This window comes from Streptomyces sp. NPDC048411, assembly GCF_040704695.1.
Taxonomy (GTDB): domain Bacteria; phylum Actinomycetota; class Actinomycetes; order Streptomycetales; family Streptomycetaceae; genus Streptomyces.
In genome coordinates this window covers 25,882-47,350 of record NZ_JBEZKL010000001.1, presented here as the reverse complement: position 1 = coordinate 47,350, position 21,469 = coordinate 25,882, and the positions used below count along the sequence as shown (strand labels likewise).

The 21,469-nt window shown below is 70.6% G+C and carries 22 protein-coding genes; 16 read left to right on the top strand and 6 right to left on the bottom strand.

Features of this window, described 5'->3' with window-relative positions; genetic code table 11:
- The first annotated feature begins 70 nt into the window (after positions 1–70).
- Entirely contained in the window at positions 71–394 is a 324-nt protein-coding gene (locus AB0915_RS00230; protein WP_366689011.1) for a metalloregulator ArsR/SmtB family transcription factor, read from the top strand.
- A complete protein-coding gene (locus tag AB0915_RS00225; protein WP_366688921.1) occupies positions 391–810 on the top strand; it encodes an SRPBCC domain-containing protein in 420 nt (139 codons plus the stop codon). Before AB0915_RS00230 ends, AB0915_RS00225 begins: the two co-directional genes overlap by 4 nt.
- Positions 811–1,041: 231 nt before the next feature.
- Here the strand turns inward: AB0915_RS00225 and AB0915_RS00220 are convergent, their stop codons facing one another.
- Entirely contained in the window at positions 1,042–1,818 is a 777-nt protein-coding gene (locus tag AB0915_RS00220) for a VOC family protein (RefSeq protein ID WP_366688920.1), read from the bottom strand.
- 233 nt (positions 1,819–2,051) lie between these two features.
- Here AB0915_RS00220 and AB0915_RS00215 point away from each other — a divergent pair, with 233 nt between their 5' ends.
- Positions 2,052–2,879: a sulfurtransferase gene (locus AB0915_RS00215; protein ID WP_366688919.1), complete on the top strand. Its 828-nt coding sequence runs from the start codon at positions 2,052–2,054 to the stop codon at positions 2,877–2,879.
- 100 nt (positions 2,880–2,979) lie between these two features.
- Here AB0915_RS00215 and sepH read toward each other — a convergent pair whose 3' ends face one another.
- Positions 2,980–4,035: a septation protein SepH gene (gene sepH, locus AB0915_RS00210; RefSeq protein ID WP_366688918.1), complete on the bottom strand. Its 1,056-nt coding sequence runs from the start codon at positions 4,033–4,035 to the stop codon at positions 2,980–2,982.
- Positions 4,036–4,530: 495 nt separating this feature from the next.
- Between sepH and AB0915_RS00205 the strand changes: the two genes are divergently transcribed.
- A complete protein-coding gene (locus tag AB0915_RS00205) occupies positions 4,531–5,652 on the top strand; it encodes a hypothetical protein (protein WP_366688917.1) in 1,122 nt (373 codons plus the stop codon).
- Between the two features lie 16 nt (positions 5,653–5,668).
- Here AB0915_RS00205 and AB0915_RS00200 read toward each other — a convergent pair whose 3' ends face one another.
- Both AB0915_RS00200 and AB0915_RS00195 read right to left on the bottom strand, forming a co-directional pair.
- Positions 5,669–6,991, bottom strand: coding sequence for a D-arabinono-1,4-lactone oxidase (locus tag AB0915_RS00200; protein ID WP_366688916.1), 1,323 nt, complete (start codon positions 6,989–6,991; stop codon positions 5,669–5,671).
- Positions 6,948–8,195 (bottom strand): MFS transporter, encoded by a 1,248-nt coding sequence (locus tag AB0915_RS00195; RefSeq protein ID WP_366688915.1) that lies wholly within the window; start codon positions 8,193–8,195, stop codon positions 6,948–6,950. The genes AB0915_RS00200 and AB0915_RS00195 overlap by 44 nt, the downstream gene beginning before the upstream one ends.
- A gap of 380 nt (positions 8,196–8,575) precedes the next feature.
- On the opposite strand from AB0915_RS00195, the gene AB0915_RS00190 reads away from it, so the two are divergent.
- Positions 8,576–9,703, top strand: coding sequence for a ferrochelatase (locus AB0915_RS00190; protein WP_366688914.1), 1,128 nt, complete (start codon positions 8,576–8,578; stop codon positions 9,701–9,703).
- 33 nt (positions 9,704–9,736) lie between these two features.
- Positions 9,737–10,555: an inositol monophosphatase family protein gene (locus tag AB0915_RS00185; RefSeq protein WP_366689010.1), complete on the top strand. Its 819-nt coding sequence runs from the start codon at positions 9,737–9,739 to the stop codon at positions 10,553–10,555.
- Positions 10,556–10,655: 100 nt separating this feature from the next.
- Here AB0915_RS00185 and AB0915_RS00180 read toward each other — a convergent pair whose 3' ends face one another.
- On the bottom strand, positions 10,656–10,829 hold the full coding sequence (locus AB0915_RS00180) for a hypothetical protein (RefSeq protein WP_366688913.1): 174 nt from the start codon (positions 10,827–10,829) through the stop codon (positions 10,656–10,658).
- A gap of 357 nt (positions 10,830–11,186) precedes the next feature.
- On the opposite strand from AB0915_RS00180, the gene AB0915_RS00175 reads away from it, so the two are divergent.
- The 4 genes from AB0915_RS00175 (at position 11,187) to AB0915_RS00160 (ending at position 14,778) form a co-directional block, all read left to right on the top strand.
- Complete coding sequence (locus tag AB0915_RS00175) at positions 11,187–11,840, top strand: response regulator transcription factor (RefSeq protein WP_358860390.1); 654 nt, start codon at positions 11,187–11,189, stop codon at positions 11,838–11,840.
- 6 nt (positions 11,841–11,846) lie between these two features.
- Positions 11,847–13,082, top strand: coding sequence for an ATP-binding protein (locus AB0915_RS00170; RefSeq protein WP_366688912.1), 1,236 nt, complete (start codon positions 11,847–11,849; stop codon positions 13,080–13,082).
- Between the two features lie 406 nt (positions 13,083–13,488).
- Positions 13,489–13,785 (top strand): DUF4193 domain-containing protein, encoded by a 297-nt coding sequence (locus AB0915_RS00165; RefSeq protein ID WP_003965732.1) that lies wholly within the window; start codon positions 13,489–13,491, stop codon positions 13,783–13,785.
- Between the two features lie 12 nt (positions 13,786–13,797).
- Positions 13,798–14,778 (top strand): hypothetical protein, encoded by a 981-nt coding sequence (locus AB0915_RS00160; RefSeq protein ID WP_366688911.1) that lies wholly within the window; start codon positions 13,798–13,800, stop codon positions 14,776–14,778.
- Between the two features lie 13 nt (positions 14,779–14,791).
- On the opposite strand, the gene AB0915_RS00155 is transcribed toward AB0915_RS00160, so the two are convergent.
- On the bottom strand, positions 14,792–15,250 hold the full coding sequence (locus AB0915_RS00155; protein WP_366688910.1) for a DUF3093 domain-containing protein: 459 nt from the start codon (positions 15,248–15,250) through the stop codon (positions 14,792–14,794).
- A gap of 58 nt (positions 15,251–15,308) precedes the next feature.
- Between AB0915_RS00155 and AB0915_RS00150 the strand changes: the two genes are divergently transcribed.
- The 6 genes from AB0915_RS00150 (at position 15,309) to kdpB (ending at position 21,462) form a co-directional block, all read left to right on the top strand.
- A complete protein-coding gene (locus AB0915_RS00150; RefSeq protein WP_366133744.1) occupies positions 15,309–15,893 on the top strand; it encodes a PaaI family thioesterase in 585 nt (194 codons plus the stop codon).
- Complete coding sequence (dut, locus tag AB0915_RS00145; protein WP_358860385.1) at positions 15,893–16,426, top strand: dUTP diphosphatase; 534 nt, start codon at positions 15,893–15,895, stop codon at positions 16,424–16,426. Before AB0915_RS00150 ends, dut begins: the two co-directional genes overlap by 1 nt.
- Before the next feature lies 1 nt (position 16,427).
- Entirely contained in the window at positions 16,428–17,201 is a 774-nt protein-coding gene (locus AB0915_RS00140) for a DUF3710 domain-containing protein (protein ID WP_366688909.1), read from the top strand.
- Positions 17,202–17,559: 358 nt separating this feature from the next.
- Entirely contained in the window at positions 17,560–17,649 is a 90-nt protein-coding gene (gene kdpF / locus AB0915_RS00135) for a K(+)-transporting ATPase subunit F (RefSeq protein ID WP_358860383.1), read from the top strand.
- A 7-nt stretch (positions 17,650–17,656) separates the two neighbouring features.
- Positions 17,657–19,321, top strand: coding sequence for a potassium-transporting ATPase subunit KdpA (gene kdpA / locus AB0915_RS00130; protein WP_366688908.1), 1,665 nt, complete (start codon positions 17,657–17,659; stop codon positions 19,319–19,321).
- A gap of 44 nt (positions 19,322–19,365) precedes the next feature.
- Positions 19,366–21,462, top strand: a complete 2,097-nt coding sequence (gene kdpB, locus AB0915_RS00125; protein ID WP_366689009.1) for a potassium-transporting ATPase subunit KdpB — start codon at positions 19,366–19,368, stop codon at positions 21,460–21,462.
- The last annotated feature ends 7 nt before the right edge of the window (positions 21,463–21,469 follow it).

The following is a 21,469-nucleotide window of genomic DNA, read 5'->3' as shown; positions in this document are numbered from 1 at the left end:
GGACCCGCGGAGCCTCTCCTTCCACATCTCGTCTCCGCGCGCTTGACGTGTCGGAATTTTCCGACGCATGATGACGGGCATGGCGGAAGCAGATGTTTTCGGCGCTCTGGCCAACCCGGTGCGGCGCACACTCCTGGAGGCTCTCCGTGGCGGCCCGCGCGCGGCCGGCGATCTCGCCGGCGCGTTCGAACTGAGCAGGCCTGCGGTCTCCGAGCACTTGGCGGTGCTCAGAGGTGCGGGGCTGGTGCGTGAGGAGCCGCGCGGACGGTACCGCTACTACCACCTGGAAGCAGGCCCACTGGCCGAGGCGGTCGAGTGGCTGCATCCCTTCGAACGCTACTGGCGGGCCCGGATGGGCGCGCTGAGCGATCTGATCGACGAGGAGAACCGATGACCAGCGCAGACCCCGCCGTCATTCATGCTGACCAGTTCATCGCCCATGCGCCGGCGGCGGTCTGGCGGGCGCTGACCGATCCCGAACTGCACGCGCGGTGGTGGGCCGCCGGTGATGTGCGGCCTGTTGTGGGGCACCGCTTCACCCTGGACATGGGTCCCTGGGGTCGGCAGGCGTGCGAGGTGCTCGCAGTCGAGCCTGAGCGTCTTCTGCGCTACAGCTTCGCCCCTGGCTCGCTGAACACCACCGTCACCTGGCGGCTTCACCCCGAGGGGACGGGCACCCGGCTGTTTCTGGAACATGCCGGGTTCGACGTCGACTCGCCCCTGGGCAAAGCGGCGTTCCACGGCATGGGCGACGGGTGGCCGGACGTCCTGCTCCGCATCGAACCGGTGCTCGCCGGTGAGGACCGGTAGCGGGCCCGCGCGAACGCAAGGGGCTCAGAGCCTGTCGGGCGACCTCTGATCGGGCGGCCACGGCGTGGCAGGCACGCTTCCGGCGTTGCCGAAATGCCCTAGTAGCTCCGCTATGAGGCCATCCCGGCGCCTTGGAATCGCACGCACCACGCCGCGTCCGCTCTCCGATCGAAGGTCACCCGACAGGCTCTCAGGCGGCGCGGCGGACGCGGCCGCCCACGGCGTGAGGGATCATCGTTCCTCGGACCGTACGATCGTGAAGGCGGCGCCCTCCGGGTCCGCGACCGTCGCTACGCGCCCGCTCGCCCCGTCCCGCGGGGGCTGCAGCACATGCCCGCCGAGATCCACCACCCGTGCGGCAGCCTCGTCGGTGTCGGCGACCTCGAAGTACGTCATCCAGTGCGGGCCCCGGTCGCGCGGCAGGGCGCGGCCGACGCCGTGCAGCGAGGCCACCGGGCGGCCGTTCAGGTGCAGGGTCTGGTAGTCGAAGTCGGCCGAGACCACCGCCTCTGCTTCGTAGCCGAAGACCGTCTGGTAGAACTTGGCGACCGTCGAGGTCTCGCGGGTCACCAGCTCGTTCCAGACCGGGGTGCCGGGAACCCGCGCCAGCGCCGTACCGAGATGCGCGGCGGCCCGCCAGATCCCGAAGACCGCGCCGCTCGGGTCGGAGGCGACGGCGAGCCGGCCGGCCTCACCGGCGTCCAGCGGCCCCACGGCGACGGTGCCGCCGCAGGAGCGGATGGTCTCCGCCGTGACGTCGGCGTCGTCGGTGGCCAGATAGGTCGTCCAGGCGACCGGCAGGTGCCGTTCCGGCGGCAGCTGCCCGATGCCCGCGACCTCCTTCCCGTCGATCAGCGCCCGCACGTACGGGCCCAGTTGCTGCGGGCCGGGCCCGAACTCCCAGCCGAACAGCTCGGCGTAGAACTTCTGGGTCGTGGACAGGCCGTGCACGATCAGACTCACCCAGCAAGGTGTTCCGGGTGTGCGCCGAACGGCAGCCTCGGTCATCGTCACTCTCTCCTCGGACCATCGTGGTGGCCGTACGGGGGGAACGGGGCCGACGCGCCGACCGGCGGTGCGGGAGGTGTGCGCCCCGTGCAGATGCTTGCACCACCCGGCGCGCGATGCGCCCCGGCCGCGCCGCATGTTCCCGGATCTCGACGGAGGAAGTCCGGTTTGATGCGGTACGCCCGTTTCGATGTTGTTACAAGTGGGCGGGCTTCTGCGCGAGGATGGCACCCATGAAGCCCATCATCTCCGCATTCGAATGTGCGAGCGAGTCGGCGGGGCCACGTCCGCCGGTGCTCCTGGACGTGCGTTGGCAGCTCGGTGGACCGCATGGCCGTCCCGACTACGAGGCCGGGCACATCCCTGGTGCGGTCTTTGTCGATCTGGACGCGGAACTCGCCGGTCCGGCAGGCAGCGGCGGCCGTCATCCACTGCCCGACCCCGAGGAATTCGGCGCCGTGATGCGCCGCGCCGGGGTCTCTCGCGACACTCCGGTCGTGGTGTACGACGGCGGTCAGGGCTGGGCCGCGGCACGCGCATGGTGGCTGCTGCGTTGGACGGGCCACCCCGACGTCCGCGTGCTGGACGGCGGTCTCGCAGCCTGGGGCGGCGAGCTCTCCACTGAGTCGCCCACCCCTGCCGAGGGCGACTTCAGGCCCGAACCGGGTGCGCTGCCCCTGCTGGACGCGGACGGCGCGGCGGCGCTGGCCCGCTCCGGACTGCTGCTCGACGCGCGGGCGGCGGAGCGCTACCGCGGCGACGTGGAGCCGATCGACCGGGTCGGCGGCCACATCCCCGGTGCGGTCTCGGCCCCGACGTCCGAGAACACGGGTGGTGACGGGCGGTTCCTGCCCGCGCATGAGTTGTCCGCCCGCTTCAAGGAGCTCGGCACGGACGGCGCGCCGGCGGTCGGCGTCTACTGCGGCTCCGGGGTCTCCGGCGCGCACGAGGTGCTGGCCCTGGCCGTCGCGGGTATCCCCGCCGCGCTGTACGCGGGCTCCTGGTCCGAGTGGTCCGCCGACGAGTCCCGGCCGGTGGCCACAGGCCCCGACCCCCAGTAGCGGCGCCATCCGGAACTGCGGTGACCGGTTTCGGAGGCAGACCGCACGAGGGCCCGTACGCAGCGGCGTACGGGCCCTCGTCATGCCACGGTCACCCGGGTCAGTCCTGCTTCTTGCGGCGGGTGCCGAAGACGATCTCGTCCCAGCTCGGCACCGCGGCCCGCCGGCCCGGACGGACACCGTCCGCCTCCGCCTGGCGGTCGGTCGTCCCGGTCAACCGGTCGCGGTGGCCGGCCACCGCGCGCGGCATCAGCACATCCGCATAGGCGGAACCGGCGCCCGCGGAGGCTGCCGCGGCCGGCGGCTCGTCGGCCTCCGGCTCCTGAGCGGCGGGCTCGGTCGTCGGCGGCTCGGGCCGCTCCGGCACCACCATGTCGCCACGGAAGCTCGGCACGGCCTCCAGCAGGCTGGTCAGCGAGTCACGCTCACCGGCCGAGACTCCGACGATGTGCTCCTCCGGCTCGGGCGGAGGCGGCGGAGCGGGCCGCTCCATCTGACGGTCGAGCGCACGGTCCAGCGGCCGGTCGCGCGGCAGCCGGGCGATCCGGGGCACGAACGGGAAGCTCGGCTCGGGCGCGGCGACATCGTCGGTCTCGCCGATCAGCGAACGCGCCTCGTCGTCCACGGCCTGGACCAGCCGTCGCGGCGGGTCGTAGGTCCAGCTCGCCGAGTGCGGCTCGCCCGCCACCCGGTACACCAGCAGGACCTCCCAGGTGCCGTCGTCGCGACGCCAGGAGTCCCACTGGACGGTTTCCTTGTCGGCGCCGCGCAGCAGGAGGCGCTCCTGCACCGCCTCGCCGAGCTGGGGGCCGGTGTTCTCGCCGGGACGGCGCACGGGAGTCTTCCGGGCCCGCTCGGCCATGAAGGCGCGCTCCGCGAGCACGGGGCCCTCGAAGCGGCGGACACGGTCGACCGGAATTCCGGCGAACTGAGCGACCTCCTCCGCGGAGGCACCGGCTCGTATCCGGGCCTGGATGTCGCGGGGGCGGAGGTGGCTCTCGACCTCGATCTCGATCTGGCCGAGGCGCGCGCGATCGTTGCGCACGGCGGCGCGCAGTCGCTCGTCGATCGGAAGCGTGTACTCCGTGCTGTCCGCAGCCTTGAGCACCAGTCGTGTGCCGTCGTTGGAGACGGCCACGACACGCAGTTCGGGCATGGGGACCTCCCGGGTGGTGCCTGCCGACGTCACGTGCGTCGCTGCTTCCGCTAGTCGAGTGTGGCCTGCCCGGGTGCAGCCTGCCACAACATTGCCGTGTTGCCCGGCGTGTCGGGCGTGAGCCCTGGATCGCCGGTATGACACGGTGACCTTTGCGCAACGCTGAGTGACCAAATGTCACCCCGCGTAGCTGGCCTCCGTGCGATGCCGTGGCGCCGCCGGATCGAGTGCCTCCTTCGGCCCCGCCCCGAAGGTCCCGGACCCCACGTGGGAGTCCGGCCCCAGGGCTCGCCACAGTACTCCATTCGGGCCACGTGGGTGGACCGGCGCGCCGCCGAAGTTCTCGGCGGATGCGGGAGTCCAACTACCCAACTGGACGCGAAATGCCCATGACGCGTGTCCTGCTTCACAGAATCACCTGAAGCGGAACTATTCACTTCGCCCAATTGTCCCTTCCTGTTGCATGGTGGGAGAGATGTCAATCAAGGGCTGGAAATGGTGCGGAAGCCGGAAAGTGACACAGAACCCAGAGAGAGGCGTATCGATCTGAGCCTGCCGCAGGTGGCCGGCAGCGCAGTGGCGGCGGTCGCGGCGGCAGTGGCGGCCTCGCAACTGGGGGTGTACGGAACGATTCTCGGCGCCGGAGTGATGAGCATCGTCGCCACCTGCGGCGGCTCGGTCTTCCAGCACTTCTTCCGTCGCACCGGCGAGCAGATCCGCGAGGTCACGGTCCACGCGAAGCTCACGGGCCGGGAGACCCGCAGGGCGGGCGGGACGCGTGAGGTGCGGGACGCGTACGGAGCGGCTGATCCGCAGGAGGCGCCCGCGGCACGCGACGTGGCGGAGCGTGAGACGTGGGGTGCTCGCCGACCGCCCGAGGGATCCGCGGACGCGACGGCGGTGCTGCGCACGGTCGCGGCCGACCCGGACCGTACGCAGATACTGGAGCCGCTCGCCGATCACGAGACCCGGCCGCTGAGGCCCCTCGGCACGGACAGGACCCAGCTGCTCACGTCTCCCGACACGGATGGGACCCGGCTGTTCGAGCCGCGTCCCGGGGACGGGGCCCGGCGGCCGGTGCCGCACGGCCCGGTCCCGGACGAGGAGTTCTCCGCGTCGACCACCCACGGCACCCGCATCCGCGGCTGGAAGCGGTCGGCCGTAGGGGCCGCTGCGGTCTTCGCCGTGTCGATGGCCGGGATCACCACGTACGAGCTCGTCTCCGGCGGCGATCTGAGCGGTGGTCACGGAACGACCGTGGGATCCGTCGTACGGGGCGGGGAACGGGGCTCGGAGCCCGTAGACCCGGCACCGTCCGTCAGCACGGACCCGGGTCAGGGGCGGACGCCAGGTCAGGAGAGCGGCGGGACGCCGGGCGCGGACTCGCAGAGCGGGCAGAGCCCGAGTCCGGGCACCGGCCAGGGCGACCGCTCCACGGCCGAGCCGACGCCCGCGCCCACACCGTCGAGCTCGGGCGGCGGCCCGACGGCTCCGGCTCCCACGCCCACTCCGACGGCGCCCGGCGACTCCGGCAGCGTCGCCCCGGACCCCACCGGTGCGGGCGTCGCACCGGGGCAGGAGGCACCGGCCACGACCGGCACGGGCGCCGGCCGGTGACCGGCCGGCGCGGCGGTCAGTCGCCCAGGACCCGGCGCAGATAGTCGTTGGCGAAGAGCCGGTCCGGGTCCAGCCGGTCACGCACGGCGGTGAACTCGCCGAACCGTGGGTACACCCCGGCCAGGTACTCCGCATCGCGGGTGTTGACCTTGCCCCAGTGCGGGCGGCCGCCGTGCGCGGTCATGATCCGCTCGACCGCGGTGAAGTACGCCTGGTAGGGCGTGCCCTTGTACAGATGGACGGCGATGTACGCGCTCTCCCGGCCCGAGGCCGTGGAGAGCGCGATGTCGTCCGCGGGGGCCGTGCGGACCTCCACCGGGAAGCTGATCCGCAACGGCAAGCGGTCGACCATCGCCCTGACCTCGCGCAGCGCCTCCGTCGCGGCCTTGCGCGGCAGGGCGTACTCCATCTCCACGAAGCGGACCCGGCGCGGGCTGGTGAAGACCTTGTACGGGATGTCGGTGTACGTACGGGCCGACAGGGCACGGCTGGAGAGCTTGGCGATCGACGGGATGGTGGCGGGGACCGCCCGCCCGAGCGAACAGGCCACCTGGAAGATCCCGTTGGAGAGGAGCTCGTCCTCGATCCAGCCGCTGACCTTTCCGGGCGGAGCGGCGGGGCCCGCGCTGCGGTTGTTGCGCTTGGTGTTGCAGTTGCCGGTGTGCGGGAACCAGTAGAACTCGAAGTGCTCGTTCTCGGCGACCAGTTCGTCGAAGTCGGCCGTGACCTTGTCGAAGGCCATCGGCTCCTCGCGGGCCGTCAACAGGAAGACCGGCTCCACGGCGAACGTGATCGCGGTGATGACACCGAGTGCGCCGAGCCCGATCCGGGCGACGGCGAAGATGTCGGCGTTCTCCTTCTCGGAGCAGGTCAGCACCGTGCCGTCCGCCGTGACCAGTTCGAGGGCGCGGATCTGGGCGGATATGGATGCTGAGTCGCGGCCGGTGCCGTGGGTGCCGGTCGAGGTGGCCCCGGCGACCGTCTGCTCCATGATGTCGCCCATGTTGGTGAGCGACAGGCCCTCCCGGGCGAGCGCGACGTTGAGCCGCTTCAGCGGGGTGCCGGCCTCGACGGTCACCGTCATCGCCGTGCGGTCGATCTCGCGGATGCCGGTGAGCAGATCGGGGCGGATCAACAGACCGTCGGTGGCGGCGGTCGCGGTGAAGGAGTGCCCGGTGCCGACCGGCTTCACCTTCAGGCCGTCCTCGGACGCCCGGCGCAGCGCCTCGGCGAGCTCGTCCACGGAGGCGGGGGAGACGGCCCGGGCCGGACGCGCGGTGACATTCCCCGCCCAGTTACGCCACGCGCTCGTCGTCGTCCGTGCGTAGGTGTCGGTCATCTTCCCCGCGCCTTCCCGTAGGAACCGGCTTGGCAAGCCGGCGATACCCCAGGAACGCCACCGCGGCCGCGAGCGCTCCCGCCACGATGGGCACCGCGTACCCCGCCTTCGCCCCGGACGCGTCGACGACCCAGCCGGCGGCCGAGGAGCCGAGCGCCACGCCGACCGCGAGCCCGGTACTGGTCCAGGTCATGCCCTCGGTCAGCTTGGTGCGCGGTACGTGCTGCTCGACGAGGGCCATGGTGGTGACCATCGTCGGTGCGATGGCGAGACCCGCGACAAAGAGCGCCACGGCCAGGAACGGCAGGTTCCCGGCCAGTTGGAGGGGGATCATACTCACGGCCATGGCGCACACCCCCACCAGCCACCTGGTGGACGCCCTCCCCTTGAGACGGAGCAGTCCGAAGACGGCTCCGGCGAGGCAGGACCCCAGCGCGTACACGGCCAGCACCAGGCTCGCCGCGGCCTTGTGCCCCTGGTCCTCGGCGAAGGCCACGGTCACCACATCGACCGCGCCGAAGATCGCGCCGGTCGCCACGAAGGTGCCCACGAGCACCTGGAGACCGGGGGAGCGCAGCGCCGAGCCGTCGGTGTGCTGCTCGCGCGGATGCGGGACCGGCTCGGTGGCGCGCTGGGCGGTCAGCCAGACGACGCCGGCCAGCAGGAACCCGGCAGCCAGCAGTGGACCCGCTTCCGGGAACCAGGCAGTGGACAGACCGATCGAGATGATCGGCCCGAAGATGAAGCACACCTCGTCGACGATCGACTCCCACGAGTACGCCGTGTGCAACTGCTGCGGCGAGCCCCGGTAGATCTCCGCCCAGCGGGCCCGGATCATCGACCCCACACTGGGCACGCAGCCGGCCCCGGCGGCGAACACGAAGAGGGTCCAGTCCGGCAGCCGCAGCTGCGCGCAGATCAGCAGCCCGGCCACCGCCGCCAGTGCGACGAGGACGACGGGGCGCAGGATGCGGCGCTGCCCGTGCCGGTCGACCAGCCGGGAGACCTGCGGTCCCAGCACCGCCGCCGACATCGCCAGCGTTGCGGAGAGCGCGCCCGCGAGACCGTAACGGCCGGTGATCTGGGAAACCATGGTCACCACACCGATGCCCATCATGGACAGCGGCATCCGGCCGAGGAATCCGGCAGCCGAGAACCGCTTGGTGCCGGGGGCGGCGAAGATCGCGCGATAGGGACTGGGCAAGGAGGGCTCCGGTACGGCGAGGTCACACGGGGTGTCAGGGGTGCTTGTCAGGCGCGAAGGCGGCCGATACAGCTTACGGCCTCCCCGCGACGGGGAGTGGGCTCCCGACGCCTTGCGACTCCTCCCCCTCCCTGCTCGGCTTCGCTCGAGCAGGGAGGGGCCCCCTTCGGCGTTGTCGTCGGCACCGACGCTCCGCGTCGACTCCGTCCTCCGCCTTGCCATCGAAGCCGCATGACGCCGCTCGCTGATCCACTCCCTGTCGCGGGGGAGGCCGCTACGGGCGGCGCACGGCGTCCGGCGCCGGGGCGGTTGCCGGGTCACGGGCACGCCGATGGATGTCGGTTGGAGCGCTGTCACAGGCGGGTGGCAGGATCGTTCCCATGTCCGAACTGCGCGCTCCCGCCCCCTACGACGCCCTGCTGCTGCTCTCCTTCGGCGGACCCGAGGGCCCGGACGACGTGGTCCCGTTCCTGGCGAACGTGACCCGCGGCCGCGGCATCCCCGAGGAGCGGCTGAAGGAGGTCGGAAAGCACTACTTCCTGTTCGGCGGCGTCAGCCCGATCAACGCCCAGAACAGGGCCCTGCTGGACGCCCTGCGCAAGGACTTCGCGCACCACGGACTCGATCTGCCGGTGTACTGGGGCAACCGCAACTGGGCGCCCTACCTCACCGACACCCTGCGCGAGATGGTTGCCGACGGACACCGCCGCATCGCCGTCCTCGCCACCAGCGCCTACGCGTCGTACTCCGGCTGCCGCCAGTACCGCGAGAACCTCGCCGAGTCGCTGGCCGTGCTGGAGGCCGAGGGGCTGCCGGTGCCGCGCGTGGACAAGCTCCGGCACTACTTCAACCATCCGGGCTTCGTCCGGCCCATGGTGGAGGGTGTCCTCACGTCGCTCGCCGAGCTTCCCGAAGAGGACAGGGCCGGGGCACACCTCGCCTTCACCACACACTCCATCCCCACCTCCGCCGCCGACACCTCAGGCCCCGAGGAGGCGCACGGCGACGGCGGCGCGTATGTCGCCGAGCATCTCGACGTCGCCCGGGTGATCGTCGACGCGGTGCGCGAGGAGACCGGTGTCGCGTATCCCTGGCAGCTCGTCTACCAGTCGCGCAGCGGCGCCCCGCACACCCCCTGGCTGGAGCCCGACATCTGCGACCACCTGGAGGCGCTCCACGGGGCGGGCGTGCCCGCTGTGGTGATGGCCCCCATCGGCTTCGTCTCGGACCACATGGAGGTCCTGTACGACCTCGACACCGAGGCCACCGCGAAGGCCGCCGAGCTCGGTCTGCCGGTGCGGCGGTCCGCGACGGTCGGTGCGGACCCGCGGTTCGCCGCGGCCGTGCGCGAGCTGGTCCTGGAGCGCGCCGCCACCGAGCAGGGACGCACGGTGGAGCGGTGCGCGCTCGGGGCGCTCGGCCCGAGCCACGATCTCTGCCCCGTCGGCTGCTGCCCGGCCCGTGCCCTCAAGCCCGCCGCGGCGGGCGCCGACAGTCCCTACGCCTAGGAGCGTTGTACCCCTGTGACCCCTGTGAGCCCTGTGGCCGACCCCGTCCTGTCCGAACTGCTCGGCCTCGCCCTGGAGGCCGCCCGGCGCGCCGGTGCGCTGCTCCGCGACGGCCGCCCCGCCGATCTCGGGGTGGCCGCGACCAAGTCCAGCCCCATCGACGTCGTCACCGAGATGGACATCGCCGCCGAGAAGCTGATCACCGGCTTCCTCGCCGAGCTCCGCCCCCAGGACGGCTTCCTCGGCGAGGAGGGTGCCAGCTCCGCGGGCAGCAGCGGCATCCGCTGGGTCATCGATCCGCTCGACGGCACGGTGAACTACCTCTACGGTCAGCCGACCTGGGCCGTCTCCATCGCAGCGGAACGGGACGGCGAGCGTGTCGTGGGCGTGGTGGAGGCCCCGATGCGCGGTGAGACGTACCACGCGGTCCTCGGCGGCGGTGCGTACGCCAAGGGCGGCGCCTACGGCGACGGCACCGCGCTGCGCACCCGGCCCGCACCGCCGCTCGACCAGGCGCTGGTCTCGACCGGCTTCAACTACGTCACCGACGTCCGTACGCACCAGGCTGACGTCGCCCAGCAGCTGATCCCGAAACTCCGCGACATCCGGCGCAGCGGCTCCGCCGCCGTCGATCTCTGCGATGTCGCCGCAGGCCGGCTGGACGGCTACTACGAGCGCGGGCTCCACCCCTGGGACCTCGCCGCCGGTGACCTGATCGCCCGGGAGGCCGGCGCCCGCACCGGCGGCCGGCCCGGACTGGCCGCCGACGGCGACCTGACCGTGGCCGCGTCACCGGGCGTCTTCGAGCCCCTGCAGATCCTCCTGGAGGATCTGGGCGCCTGGCACGACTGACGCACCCGGCCGCAAAGCGCCTGGCGCGCTGTGGCGGGCGTTCACGACAGCACAGAGCCCCCGGCGCCATAGAGGATGCCGGGGGCCCTGTGCCGACTGATCAGACGGCCGTGGCGCCGACTTCGACACCGTGCTCGGCGGCGAGGCGGCGCAGGTCGTCCAGCTCTCCCTGCTCGACATCCGCGAGGAAGTCGTCGCCCGTCTCGCGGGCCCTGGTGAGGTCGGACTCGGTGGTCTTGATTCGCTGCAGCAGACCTGCGGTGAAAGCGTCCATGGTGCGCCCCCTCATCGTGGGTCGGTGGCACGGGGGTGTGCCCGGGTCTCCCTCCGCCAGGGGCGGTAGGGCGGGTGATCACGCACTCTCCGGGGACGGAGCGGCCATGGTGCGCCACATGCATGGCGTGATCGCGGGTGTGAATTCGTCCTCCCCAGGCCCTGGCTCAGAGAAACCTCAACTGGCCCGGAAATCCGGTGAATTCCCCGAAGCCGCAGGTCGTGCCGCGCCGCCTTACCGCCGGTTTATACGCGTTGCAGGCAGGATGGTGCCGGACAGACAGTGCTGCTGAGCCGGGCCGATCACGGTCCGTGGGCTCATTCGAACGTTCTGAAGTTTCTAAGGAAGGAAAGCGCCGTGCGTGTACTCGTCGTGGAGGACGAGCAGCTGCTCGCCGATGCGGTGGCCACCGGATTGCGCCGGGAGGCCATGGCCGTCGACGTCGTATACGACGGTGCGGCGGCCCTGGAGCGCATCGAGGTCAACGACTACGACGTCGTGGTGCTGGACCGGGACCTCCCCCTGGTGCACGGCGACGACGTCTGCCGCCGGATCGTCGAGCTGGGCATGCCGACCCGGGTGCTCATGCTCACGGCCTCCGGGGACGTCAGCGACCGGGTGGAGGGCCTGGAGCTCGGCGCCGACGACTACCTTCCCAAGCCGTTCGCCTTCAGCGAGCTGACCGCGCGGGTACGGGCCCTGGGGCGCCGCACGACGGTCGCGCTGCCGCCCATCCTGGAGCGCGCCGGTATCAAGCTGGACCCCAACCGCCGCGAGGTCTTCCGCGACGCGCAGGAGATCCAGCTCGCGCCGAAGGAGTTCGCGGTGCTGGAGGTGCTGATGCGCAGCGAGGGCGCGGTCGTCTCCGCGGAGCAGCTGCTGGAGAAGGCCTGGGACGAGAACACCGACCCGTTCACCAATGTGGTCCGGGTGACGGTCATGACCCTGCGCCGCAAACTCGGGGAGCCACCGGTCATCGTCACCGTGCCCGGCTCCGGTTACCGGATCTGAGGCCTGGTGTCCACCATCCCGGCGCCCCCGACAGCGCCCCCGAAACCCACCTGGGACCCCAAACAGCTGGAGCCCCCGTACCCCTGGCTGCGCCCGACCATCCGGATACGGCTCACGCTTCTGTACGGCGGGATGTTCCTGATCGCCGGCATCCTGCTGCTTTCGATCATCTACATGCTGGCCGCACAGGCCCTGCACGTGGGCAGTGAGCTGCCGTTCAAGGTCGTCAGCGGCCAGGTCTCCAGCGATCTGTGCAACCTCTCCGGAGAGGGGTCGTCACCGGCTGCCGTCAACGCAGCCATGAACTCGTGTGTCAACCATCAGCGCCAGCAGGCGCTCGACACCCTCCTGAACCGTTCGCTGCTGGCCCTCGTCGGTCTGAGCGTCATCGCCTTCGCCTTCGGCTACGCCATGGCGGGCCGGGTGCTCTCCCCGTTGGGCCGCATCACCCGCACTGCCCGCCAGGTGGCCGGGACGGACCTGTCCCGGCGGATCGAGCTGGACGGTCCCGACGACGAGCTCAAGGAGCTCGCCGACACCTTCGACGACATGCTCGACCGGCTGGAGCGGGCCTTCACCGCGCAGCAGCGGTTCGTCGGGAACGCCTCGCACGAGCTGCGTACCCCGCTCGCGATCAACCGCACCCTGCTGGAGGTCCACCTCTCCGACCCGCAGGCTCCGCCGGAGCTCCAGCAGCTCGGCAAGACCCTGCTGGCCACCAATGAGCGCAGCGAGCAGCTGGTCGAGGGGCTGCTGCTGCTCGCCCGCAGCGACAACCAGATCATCGAGCGCAAGCCGGTCGACCTCGCGGAGGTCGCCACGCGCGCGCTCGACCAGACCCGGGCCGAGGCCGAGCAGAAGGGCGTGGAGATCCGTGAGGAGATCGTGCCCGCCGTCGTCCAGGGCAACGGTGTCCTGCTGGAGCGGATCGCGCTGAACCTCGTACAGAACGCCGTGCGCTACAACATCCGGGAGGAGGGCTGGGTGGAAGTCACCACCGAGCTGCAGCCCGGCCAGGCGCTGCTGGTGGTCTCGAACACCGGCCCCGTGGTGCCGGCGTATGAGATCGACAACCTCTTCGAGCCCTTCAGGCGGCTTCGTACGGAGCGAACGGGCAGCGACAAGGGGGTCGGGCTCGGCCTGTCGATCGCGCGGTCCGTGGCGCGTGCTCACGGCGGCCGTATCATCGCGGAACCCCGTGAGGGTGGTGGTCTCGTGATGCGCGTCACCCTGCCGGTCTGAGAGGCTGGTTCGAGCGACACGTACAGGGATTACTTCGTTCGCTTTGAGCGGAATTTTCGGGACCCGCGCCCGAGGGATCCATGTGTGATCGATCACAGGAGCGAATCTCGGGCGTTCCACGCTCCGTGACCAGGCCTCCCAACCAAAATCCGGCAAAAGTCGGGGTTTTCGGGGGTCGATATCACGGGAAGTACACGGGGTGGCGCCCGTGAAGCGCGGCATTCGGACCGTGTACGGTCCCCTTCGCCACCCAAGCCGACCGCTCCAGAGAGGTCCGCTCGGGTGTCGATTGAGTAACAGACCTTGATGTGAGGCAAAATCTCCGCCTCGGGTCGGGCACAAGTCCGGCCTCTCACGCGTTACGTGCGCTGAGACACCGCAGACACCCAGAGGGGGAGAGCGACACATGGCAACGGATTACGACACCCCACGCAAGACCGATGACGACGTCGACCAGGACAGCCTTGAGGAACTCAAGGCCCGTCGGAGCGACAAGACGGCGTCCGCCGTCGACGTCGACGAGTTCGACGCGGCAGAAGGACTGGAGCTCCCCGGAGCGGACCTGTCCAATGAGGAACTCGCCGTCAGGGTCCTGCCCAAGCAGGCCGACGAGTTCACCTGCATGAGCTGCTTCCTCGTGCACCACCGCAGCCAGCTGGCCCGCGAGAAGAACGGCCAGCCGATCTGCCGCGACTGCGACTAGGTCCGGTCGGACGTGGCAGGCGACACACCGTTCCGGAAGCGGCGCTTGCGACGCAAGGAGCCGTCGGAGGCGAATCAGGGCGGTACAGGCCCGGCAGAGGGCGTAGCAGCCCTTGCCGAGCGGTCCGCCCTGCCACCCTCCGCGGGCGTTTCTGACGACGAGCGAGGCCGTTCGGCCTCGCTCGAAGCAGTGGAAGCCGCCATTGCCGCGGAGACGGGCCGAGCAATACCAGCAGCCGGCACGGCCGATGGGGCCGAGCGGACCGGCAGGACGGAGCCCGCGACCGGGGCAGGCCGTCTGCAATCAGTCAAACGGGGCGTACGCAAGGGCGGGGAGAGCGCCAGGGCGGCGATCGGTCATATCGCCGACCGGATCATCGAGACCGCTCCCCGCGTCCCTGTGCGCGACCTCGCCACCCTGCGCAGGCAGTTCCCGGGCCTCGGCCCCGAGGAGCTCGCCGACAAGCTCGTCGCGGGCGCGAGCAAGGGCACTGCCACCGTGGGCGCCGGTATCGGCGCGGCGGCCATGCTGCCCGTACCGCCCGCCATGTTCGCCGAGCTGGCCGCGGAGATCACCGGCGTAGCCGCGATCGAGATGAAGCTCGTGGCCGAACTGCACGAGGTCTACGGCCTGCGCCCGCCGGGCGGCCTCACCCAGCGCAGCACCGCGTACCTCACGTCGTGGACGGAGGAGCGCGGCATCGATGTCACCCATCCGGCGACGATCGATGCGGCGCTCGGCGGCCGGATGAAGCGGGAGCTGCGCCAGCAGATCGTGAAGCGGATGATGCGCGATCTGCCGAACCTGATCCCGTTCCTGGCCGGCGCCGCCATCGGCGCGATGATGAACCGGCGCGACACGAAGAAGCTTGCCGATCGGGTCAGGAAAGACCTGCGCAAGGCCCAGATCCCCTGGGACCGGCTCCCGGAGCTGCCGCCCCTGGAGCGGCCGCGGAAGCCGCACACGGACCTCCCGAAGGAGATCGAGGGCTGACGGCGCGAAACGGCTATGCGGCCCGTACCGCCGTGAGCGCCGCTACCAGGGCCTGCGGCTCGCGGGTCGACAGATAGATGTACGGGGTCGGGTCCTCCGGGTCGGTGACCTCCACCCGCACCGCCGTCTGGATGTAGCTGCGCTGCAGCATGAAGGCACGGGTGTCCGCCTTGTACGTGCGCCAGGCGCGCGCCTCCTCTCCCTCCAGCGCCTCCGCCTCGCCGAGTGCCGTCACCGGGATCCGGGCGTCACCCGCGACCAGGGCGCCCGCCATCACCCGGATCCGGGCGGAGCCGTACGAGCTGACCGCGAGCGAGGCCAGCGCGGTGCCGCCGACCAGGCCCGCCAGCAGCGGCAGGGTGCCCAGCGGCAGCAGCATCAGGGCGCAGGCGACCCCCATCAGGAAGGCAATGAACCACCACGAACGGGGTGCGGTCAGGCGTTCGTCGAAAGGCGGGGTGGAAGGCTGCATGAACCCAAGCTTGGCACGGCGCGACCTGCGGCTACCCGCGCGGGTAAGGTCTGCGCCTGTGAGTGGAACATCTGCGGCTCTTCAGCCACCGGCCGACGCGGTGAAACCGGTCCGGCATCCCGACGCCCCGGTCCCCGGCGAGCTCCTCGGTGCGCACTACGAACACTGTTTCGGCTGCGGTGAAGGACAGCCGCACGGACTGCACCTCCAGGCGCGGGCCGGCGAGGGTGTCAGCGTCACCGCCGATTTCACGGTGAAGGCCGCCCACCAGGGCGCCCCGGGCCTGGCGCACGGCGGCATCCTGGCCACGGCGCTGGACGAGACGCTGGGCTCGCTGAACTGGCTGCTGCGGGTGATCGCGGTGACCGGGCGGCTGGAGACCGACTTCGTGCGCCCGGTGCCGGTCGACACGGTGCTGCACCTGGACGCCGAGGTCACCGCCGTCCACGGCCGGAAGATCTACTCCCGGGCGACCGGCCGGATCGGCGGCCCGGACGGGCCCGTCGCGGTCCGCGCCGAGGCCCTCTTCATCGAGGTCAAGGTCGACCACTTCATCGAGAACGGCCGCCCCGCCGAGATCCAGGCGGCGATGGCCGACCCGGACCAGGTCAGGCGCGCCCGTGCCTTCGAGGTGAATCCCTGATGCGCCGTCCCGTCGACGTACTGCTCCGCCGGGTCGACCCGGAAGTGCCGATTCCGGCGTACGGGCACCCGGGCGACGCCGGGGTCGATCTGGTGACCACCGAGGCCGCCGAGCTCGCCCCGGGCGAACGCGCGATGCTGCCCACCGGCGTGTCGATCGCGCTGCCCGACGGGTACGCCGCGTTCGTCCATCCGCGGTCCGGCCTCGCGGCCCGCTGCGGAGTCGCCCTCGTCAATGCCCCGGGGACGGTTGATGCCGGGTACCGTGGAGAGATCAAGGTCATCGTCATCAATCTCGACCCGCGCGAGACCGTGCGGTTCGAGAGGTTCGACCGGATTGCCCAACTGGTCGTCCAGCAGGTCGAGAAGGTGCGCTTCCACGAGGTGTCGGAACTGCCCGGCTCGGCGAGGGGCGAGGGCGGCTTCGGTTCCACCGGAGGGCATGCCACGGGTGATGTTGACGGCGTCAGGGGCGGGATCACCCAGGGCGGGAACAGCTACGCTTCGGTCGTACCCGACCGGGAAGGACAGTGACGTGTTCGGACGTCGCAAGAAGAGTGGTTCCGCCGAGGACGCGGCGGACGAAGCGCGCGAGGCCGAGCAGGTCGTCGACGAGCTCGACGACACCGACGCCGCCGAGAGCGGAGCGCGCCGGGCGAATCTCCCGCCGGCGCCGCGGCCGGACGGGCCGTGGGACATCGACGAGGTCTCCCAGCCCGGCGAGGGCCGGGTCGACCTGGGCGGCATCTTCGTGCCCGGGGTCGACGGAATGGAGCTGCGCGTCGAGGTCGCCGGTGACGCGATCGTCGCCGCCACGGTCGTGCTGCGCGACAGCGCGATCCAGCTGCAGGCCTTCGCCGCCCCCAAGAAGGAGGGCATCTGGGGCGAGGTCCGCGAGGAGATCGCCACCGGCATCACCCAGCAGGGCGGGATCATCGACGAGGTCGAGGGCCCGCTGGGCTGGGAGCTGCGGGCACAGGTCCCCGTGCAGCTTCCGGACGGGACGAACGGCGTGCAGCTGGTGCGCTTCGTCGGCGTCGACGGGCCGCGCTGGTTCCTGCGCGGAGTGATCTCCGGCCAGGGCGCCGTGCAGCCGCAGGCCGCCGGGCTGCTGGAGACGATCTTCCGGGACACCGTGGTCGTCCGTGGCGAGGGCCCGATGGCCCCGCGCGACCCGATCGTCCTCAAGCTCCCCAGCGACGCCCAGATGGTGCCCGAGGGTGTGCAGCAGGAGGACCAGGAGAGCTCGAAGTTCTCCGGTGGCATGGGCCAGCTCCAGCGCGGGCCCGAGATCACCGAGGTGCGCTGAACCGCCTCCCGGGGCGTGTGACAGCTTCGGCCGGTGGGCCGTACTTCCCTTCGAGGGAGGTGCGGCCCACCGGCTTTTGCATGCCTGCGGAGCGCGCGTGCGGAGCGTGCGACCGAGCACGCTCACCGGCGCGTGTATGGGGCGCGTATGGGGCACGTATGGGCGCCGTCAAGGGCGCGTCCTTCCCCGTAAGGAAGCCATCAACGCAGGCCGCGGGGGCTTCGGACAGGGGTTTGCTCAGGAGGTCCGAGAATTCGAACCTCATCTAGGAGCACACGGTGGCCGATCTGGCCTTCGTCGTCACCACGGTCGCGGTCTTCGCGCTGGTGGCTCTCGTCGCCAAGGGGGTGGCGAAGCTGTGACTGCCGAGAACATCGTCGGTCTGATCGTGGCCGCCGCCCTGCTGGGCTATCTCGTCCTCGCCCTTCTGTACCCGGAGAGGTTCTGAGCCCGATATGAGCCCCGTCCTCGCTGGTGTGCTCCAGCTGCTCGCGCTCGTCGTGGCACTGGGCCTGGCCTACCGTCCGCTCGGCGACTACATGGCCGGCGTCTACTCCTCGAAGAAGCACCTCCGGGTCGAGAAGTGGATCTACAAGGTCATCGGCGCCGACCCCGACACGGAGATGCGCTGGCCCGCCTATCTCCGTGGCGTCCTCGCGTTCTCCGCGGTGAGCGTCCTCTTCCTGTACCTGCTGCAGCGGCTCCAGGGCAGCCTGCCCGGCTCGCTCGGCTTCTCCTCGATCGACCCCGATCAGGCGTTCAACACGGCGGCCTCCTTCGTTACGAACACCAACTGGCAGTCGTACTACGGCGAGCAGGCCATGGGCCATGTCGTCCAGACCGGCGGCCTCGCGGTGCAGAACTTCGTCTCGGCCTCCGTCGGCATCGCCGTCGCGGTGGCGCTCGTACGGGGCTTCGCCCGCTCCCGCACCGGTGAGCTCGGCAACTTCTGGTCCGACCTGGTGCGCGGCACGATACGGATCCTGCTGCCGATCGCCGTGATCGCCGCGCTCGCGCTCGTGGCGTGCGGCGCCATCCAGAACTTCGCCGGCATCCACGGGGTCGGCCAGTTCATGGGCGGCTCGCAGCAGTGGAACGGCGGTGCGGTCGCCTCGCAGGAGGCCATCAAGGAGCTGGGCACCAACGGCGGCGGTTACTTCAACGCCAATGCGGCGCACCCCTTCGAGAACCCCAACGGGCTCTCCAACCTCCTTGAGATCTTCCTGATCCTGGTCATCCCGTTCTCGCTGACCCGCACCTTCGGGCGGATGGTCGGCTCGCTGAAGCAGGGCTACGCGATCCTCGCGGCGATGGGCATCATCTGGCTCGGCTTCACCGCGCTGATGATGTGGACCGAGTTTGCCCACCACGGACCCGCGTTCGACATCGCGGGCGGGGCGATGGAGGGCAAGGAGACCCGCTTCGGGGTCGGCGGATCGTCGATCTTCGCTGTGGCCACGACGCTCACCTCGACCGGAGCGGTGAACTCCTTCCACTCCTCCTTCACCGGCCTCGGCGGCGGCATCACCATGCTCGGCATGCAGCTCGGTGAGATCGCCCCCGGTGGTACCGGCTCCGGCCTCTACGGCATGCTGATCATGGCGATCATCGCGGTGTTCATCGCGGGCCTGATGGTCGGCCGCACGCCCGAGTACCTCGGCAAGAAGATCGGCACCCGCGAGATCAAGCTCGCGGCCTGCTACATCCTCATCACCCCGGCACTGGTGCTCTGCTTCACCGCGGCGGCGATGGCCCTGCCCACTCCGGTCCACTCGATGACCAACTCCGGTGCGCACGGCTTCTCCGAGATCCTGTACGCCTACACCTCCGCCGCCAACAACAACGGTTCGGCATTCGCCGGGCTCAACGCGGACACCCAGTGGTTCAACACCACGATCGGGCTCGCGATGCTGCTGGGCCGGTTCCTGCCCATGGTCTTCGTCCTGGCCCTGGCCGGCTCGCTCGCCGAGCAGCGGCCCGTACCGGCGACCGTCGGCACGCTCGGCACCCACAAGCCGCTCTTCAGCGGGCTGTTGGTCGGCACGATCATGATCGTCGCCGGTCTGACCTACTTCCCGGCACTGGCGCTGGGGCCGCTGGCCGAAGGGCTGGCGTCATGACCACCACACCGACGCAACACGACGAATCGATGCATGAGGACGCGATGTCCACTGTCACCAAGGACCTGGCACCGCACCAGGACGCGCCCACCGGTCACCGGACCGAGGGACGCGTCGGCGCGGGGCTGTTCGACCCCAAGCAGCTGCTCATGTCCTTCCCCGACGCGGTCCGCAAGCTCGATCCGCGGGTGATGGTCAAGTCGCCGGTGATGTTCGTGGTCCTGGTCGGTTCGGTGCTCACCACCGTCCTCGCCGCCCTGGACCCGACCGACTGGTTCGGCTGGACGATCGCCGCGTGGCTCTGGCTCACCACGATCTTCGCCAACCTGGCGGAGGCGGTCGCCGAGGGCCGCGGCAAGGCGCAGGCCGACACGCTGCGCAAGGCCAAGACCGACACGGTCGCGCGCCGGCTCGTCGGGAAGAACGAGGAGCGCGTACCCGGCACCGATCTGCGCATCGGTGACCTGGTGGTCTGCGAGGCCGGTGACATCGTCCCCGGCGACGGTGACGTCGTCGAGGGCGTCGCCAGCGTCGACGAGTCCGCCATCACGGGGGAGTCGGCACCGGTCATCCGGGAGTCGGGCGGCGATCGCTCGGCCGTCACCGGTGGCACGAAGGTGCTCTCCGACCGCATCGTCATCAAGATCACCACCAAGCCCGGTGAGACCTTCATCGACCGGATGATCAACCTGGTCGAGGGTGCGGCCCGGCAGAAGACGCCCAACGAGATCGCGCTGAACATCCTGCTCGCGTCCCTCACCATTGTCTTCCTGCTGGCCGTCGTCACCCTGCAGCCGTTCGCCATCTACGCGGGCCGGCGCCAGTCGTTGATCGTGCTGACCGCGCTGCTGGTCTGCCTCATCCCGACCACCATCGGCGCGCTGCTCTCCGCGATCGGCATCGCCGGCATGGACCGCCTCGTCCAGCGCAATGTCCTCGCCATGTCCGGACGCGCCGTCGAAGCCGCCGGCGACGTGTCGACCCTGCTGCTCGACAAGACCGGCACCATCACGCTCGGCAACCGGCAGGCCGCCGAGTTCGTCCCGGTCAGGGGGGTGACGGAGGCCGAACTGGCAGACGCCGCCCAGCTCTCCTCGCTGGCCGACGAGACGCCCGAGGGCCGCTCCGTCGTCGTCCTGGCGAAGGAGACGTACGGGCTCCGCGAGCGGCACCAGGGTGAGCTCGTCGGGGCCGAGTGGGTCGGTTTCACCGCACAGACCCGGATGTCCGGTGTGGACGTCGAGGGACGCAGGATCCGCAAGGGTGCGACCGGCTCGGTCGTCGCCTGGGTCGAGGAACGGGGCGGCACCGTCTCGCCGGACGCCCGCACGCTCACCGACCGGATCTCCCAGGCGGGCGGTACACCGCTGCTGGTCGCCGTCGACGACGAGCGGGGTGCCCGGATCCTCGGGGTCATCCACCTCAAGGACGTCGTCAAGGAAGGGATGCGGGAGCGGTTCGACGAGCTGCGCCGGATGGGTATCCGTACGGTGATGATCACCGGCGACAACCCGCTGACCGCGAAGGCGATCGCAGAGGAGGCGGGGGTCGACGACTTCCTTGCCGAGGCCACGCCCGAGGACAAGATGGCCCTCATCAAGCGTGAGCAGGCCGGCGGCAAGCTCGTCGCGATGACCGGTGACGGCACGAACGACGCGCCGGCGCTCGCCCAGGCCGACGTCGGCGTCGCCATGAACACCGGTACCTCGGCCGCCAAGGAGGCCGGGAACATGGTGGACCTGGACTCCAACCCGACGAAACTCATCGAGATCGTCGAGATCGGCAAGCAGCTGCTGATCACCCGCGGTGCGCTGACCACCTTCTCGATCGCCAACGACGTCGCGAAGTACTTCGCGATCATCCCGGCGATGTTCGCGGTGGTCTACCCGGGCCTGGACAGGCTGAACATCATGCAGCTGTCCTCGCCGGAGTCCGCGATCCTGTCCGCCGTCGTCTTCAACGCACTGATCATCATCGCGCTGGTGCCGCTCGCCCTGAAGGGCGTGCGCTACCGGCCGAGCAGCGCCGATTCGATGCTCCGGCGGAACCTCGGGATCTACGGACTCGGCGGCCTGATCGCCCCGTTCATCGGCATCAAGATCATCGACCTGATCCTCTCCCTCATTCCCGGAATCGGCTGATCGCGCC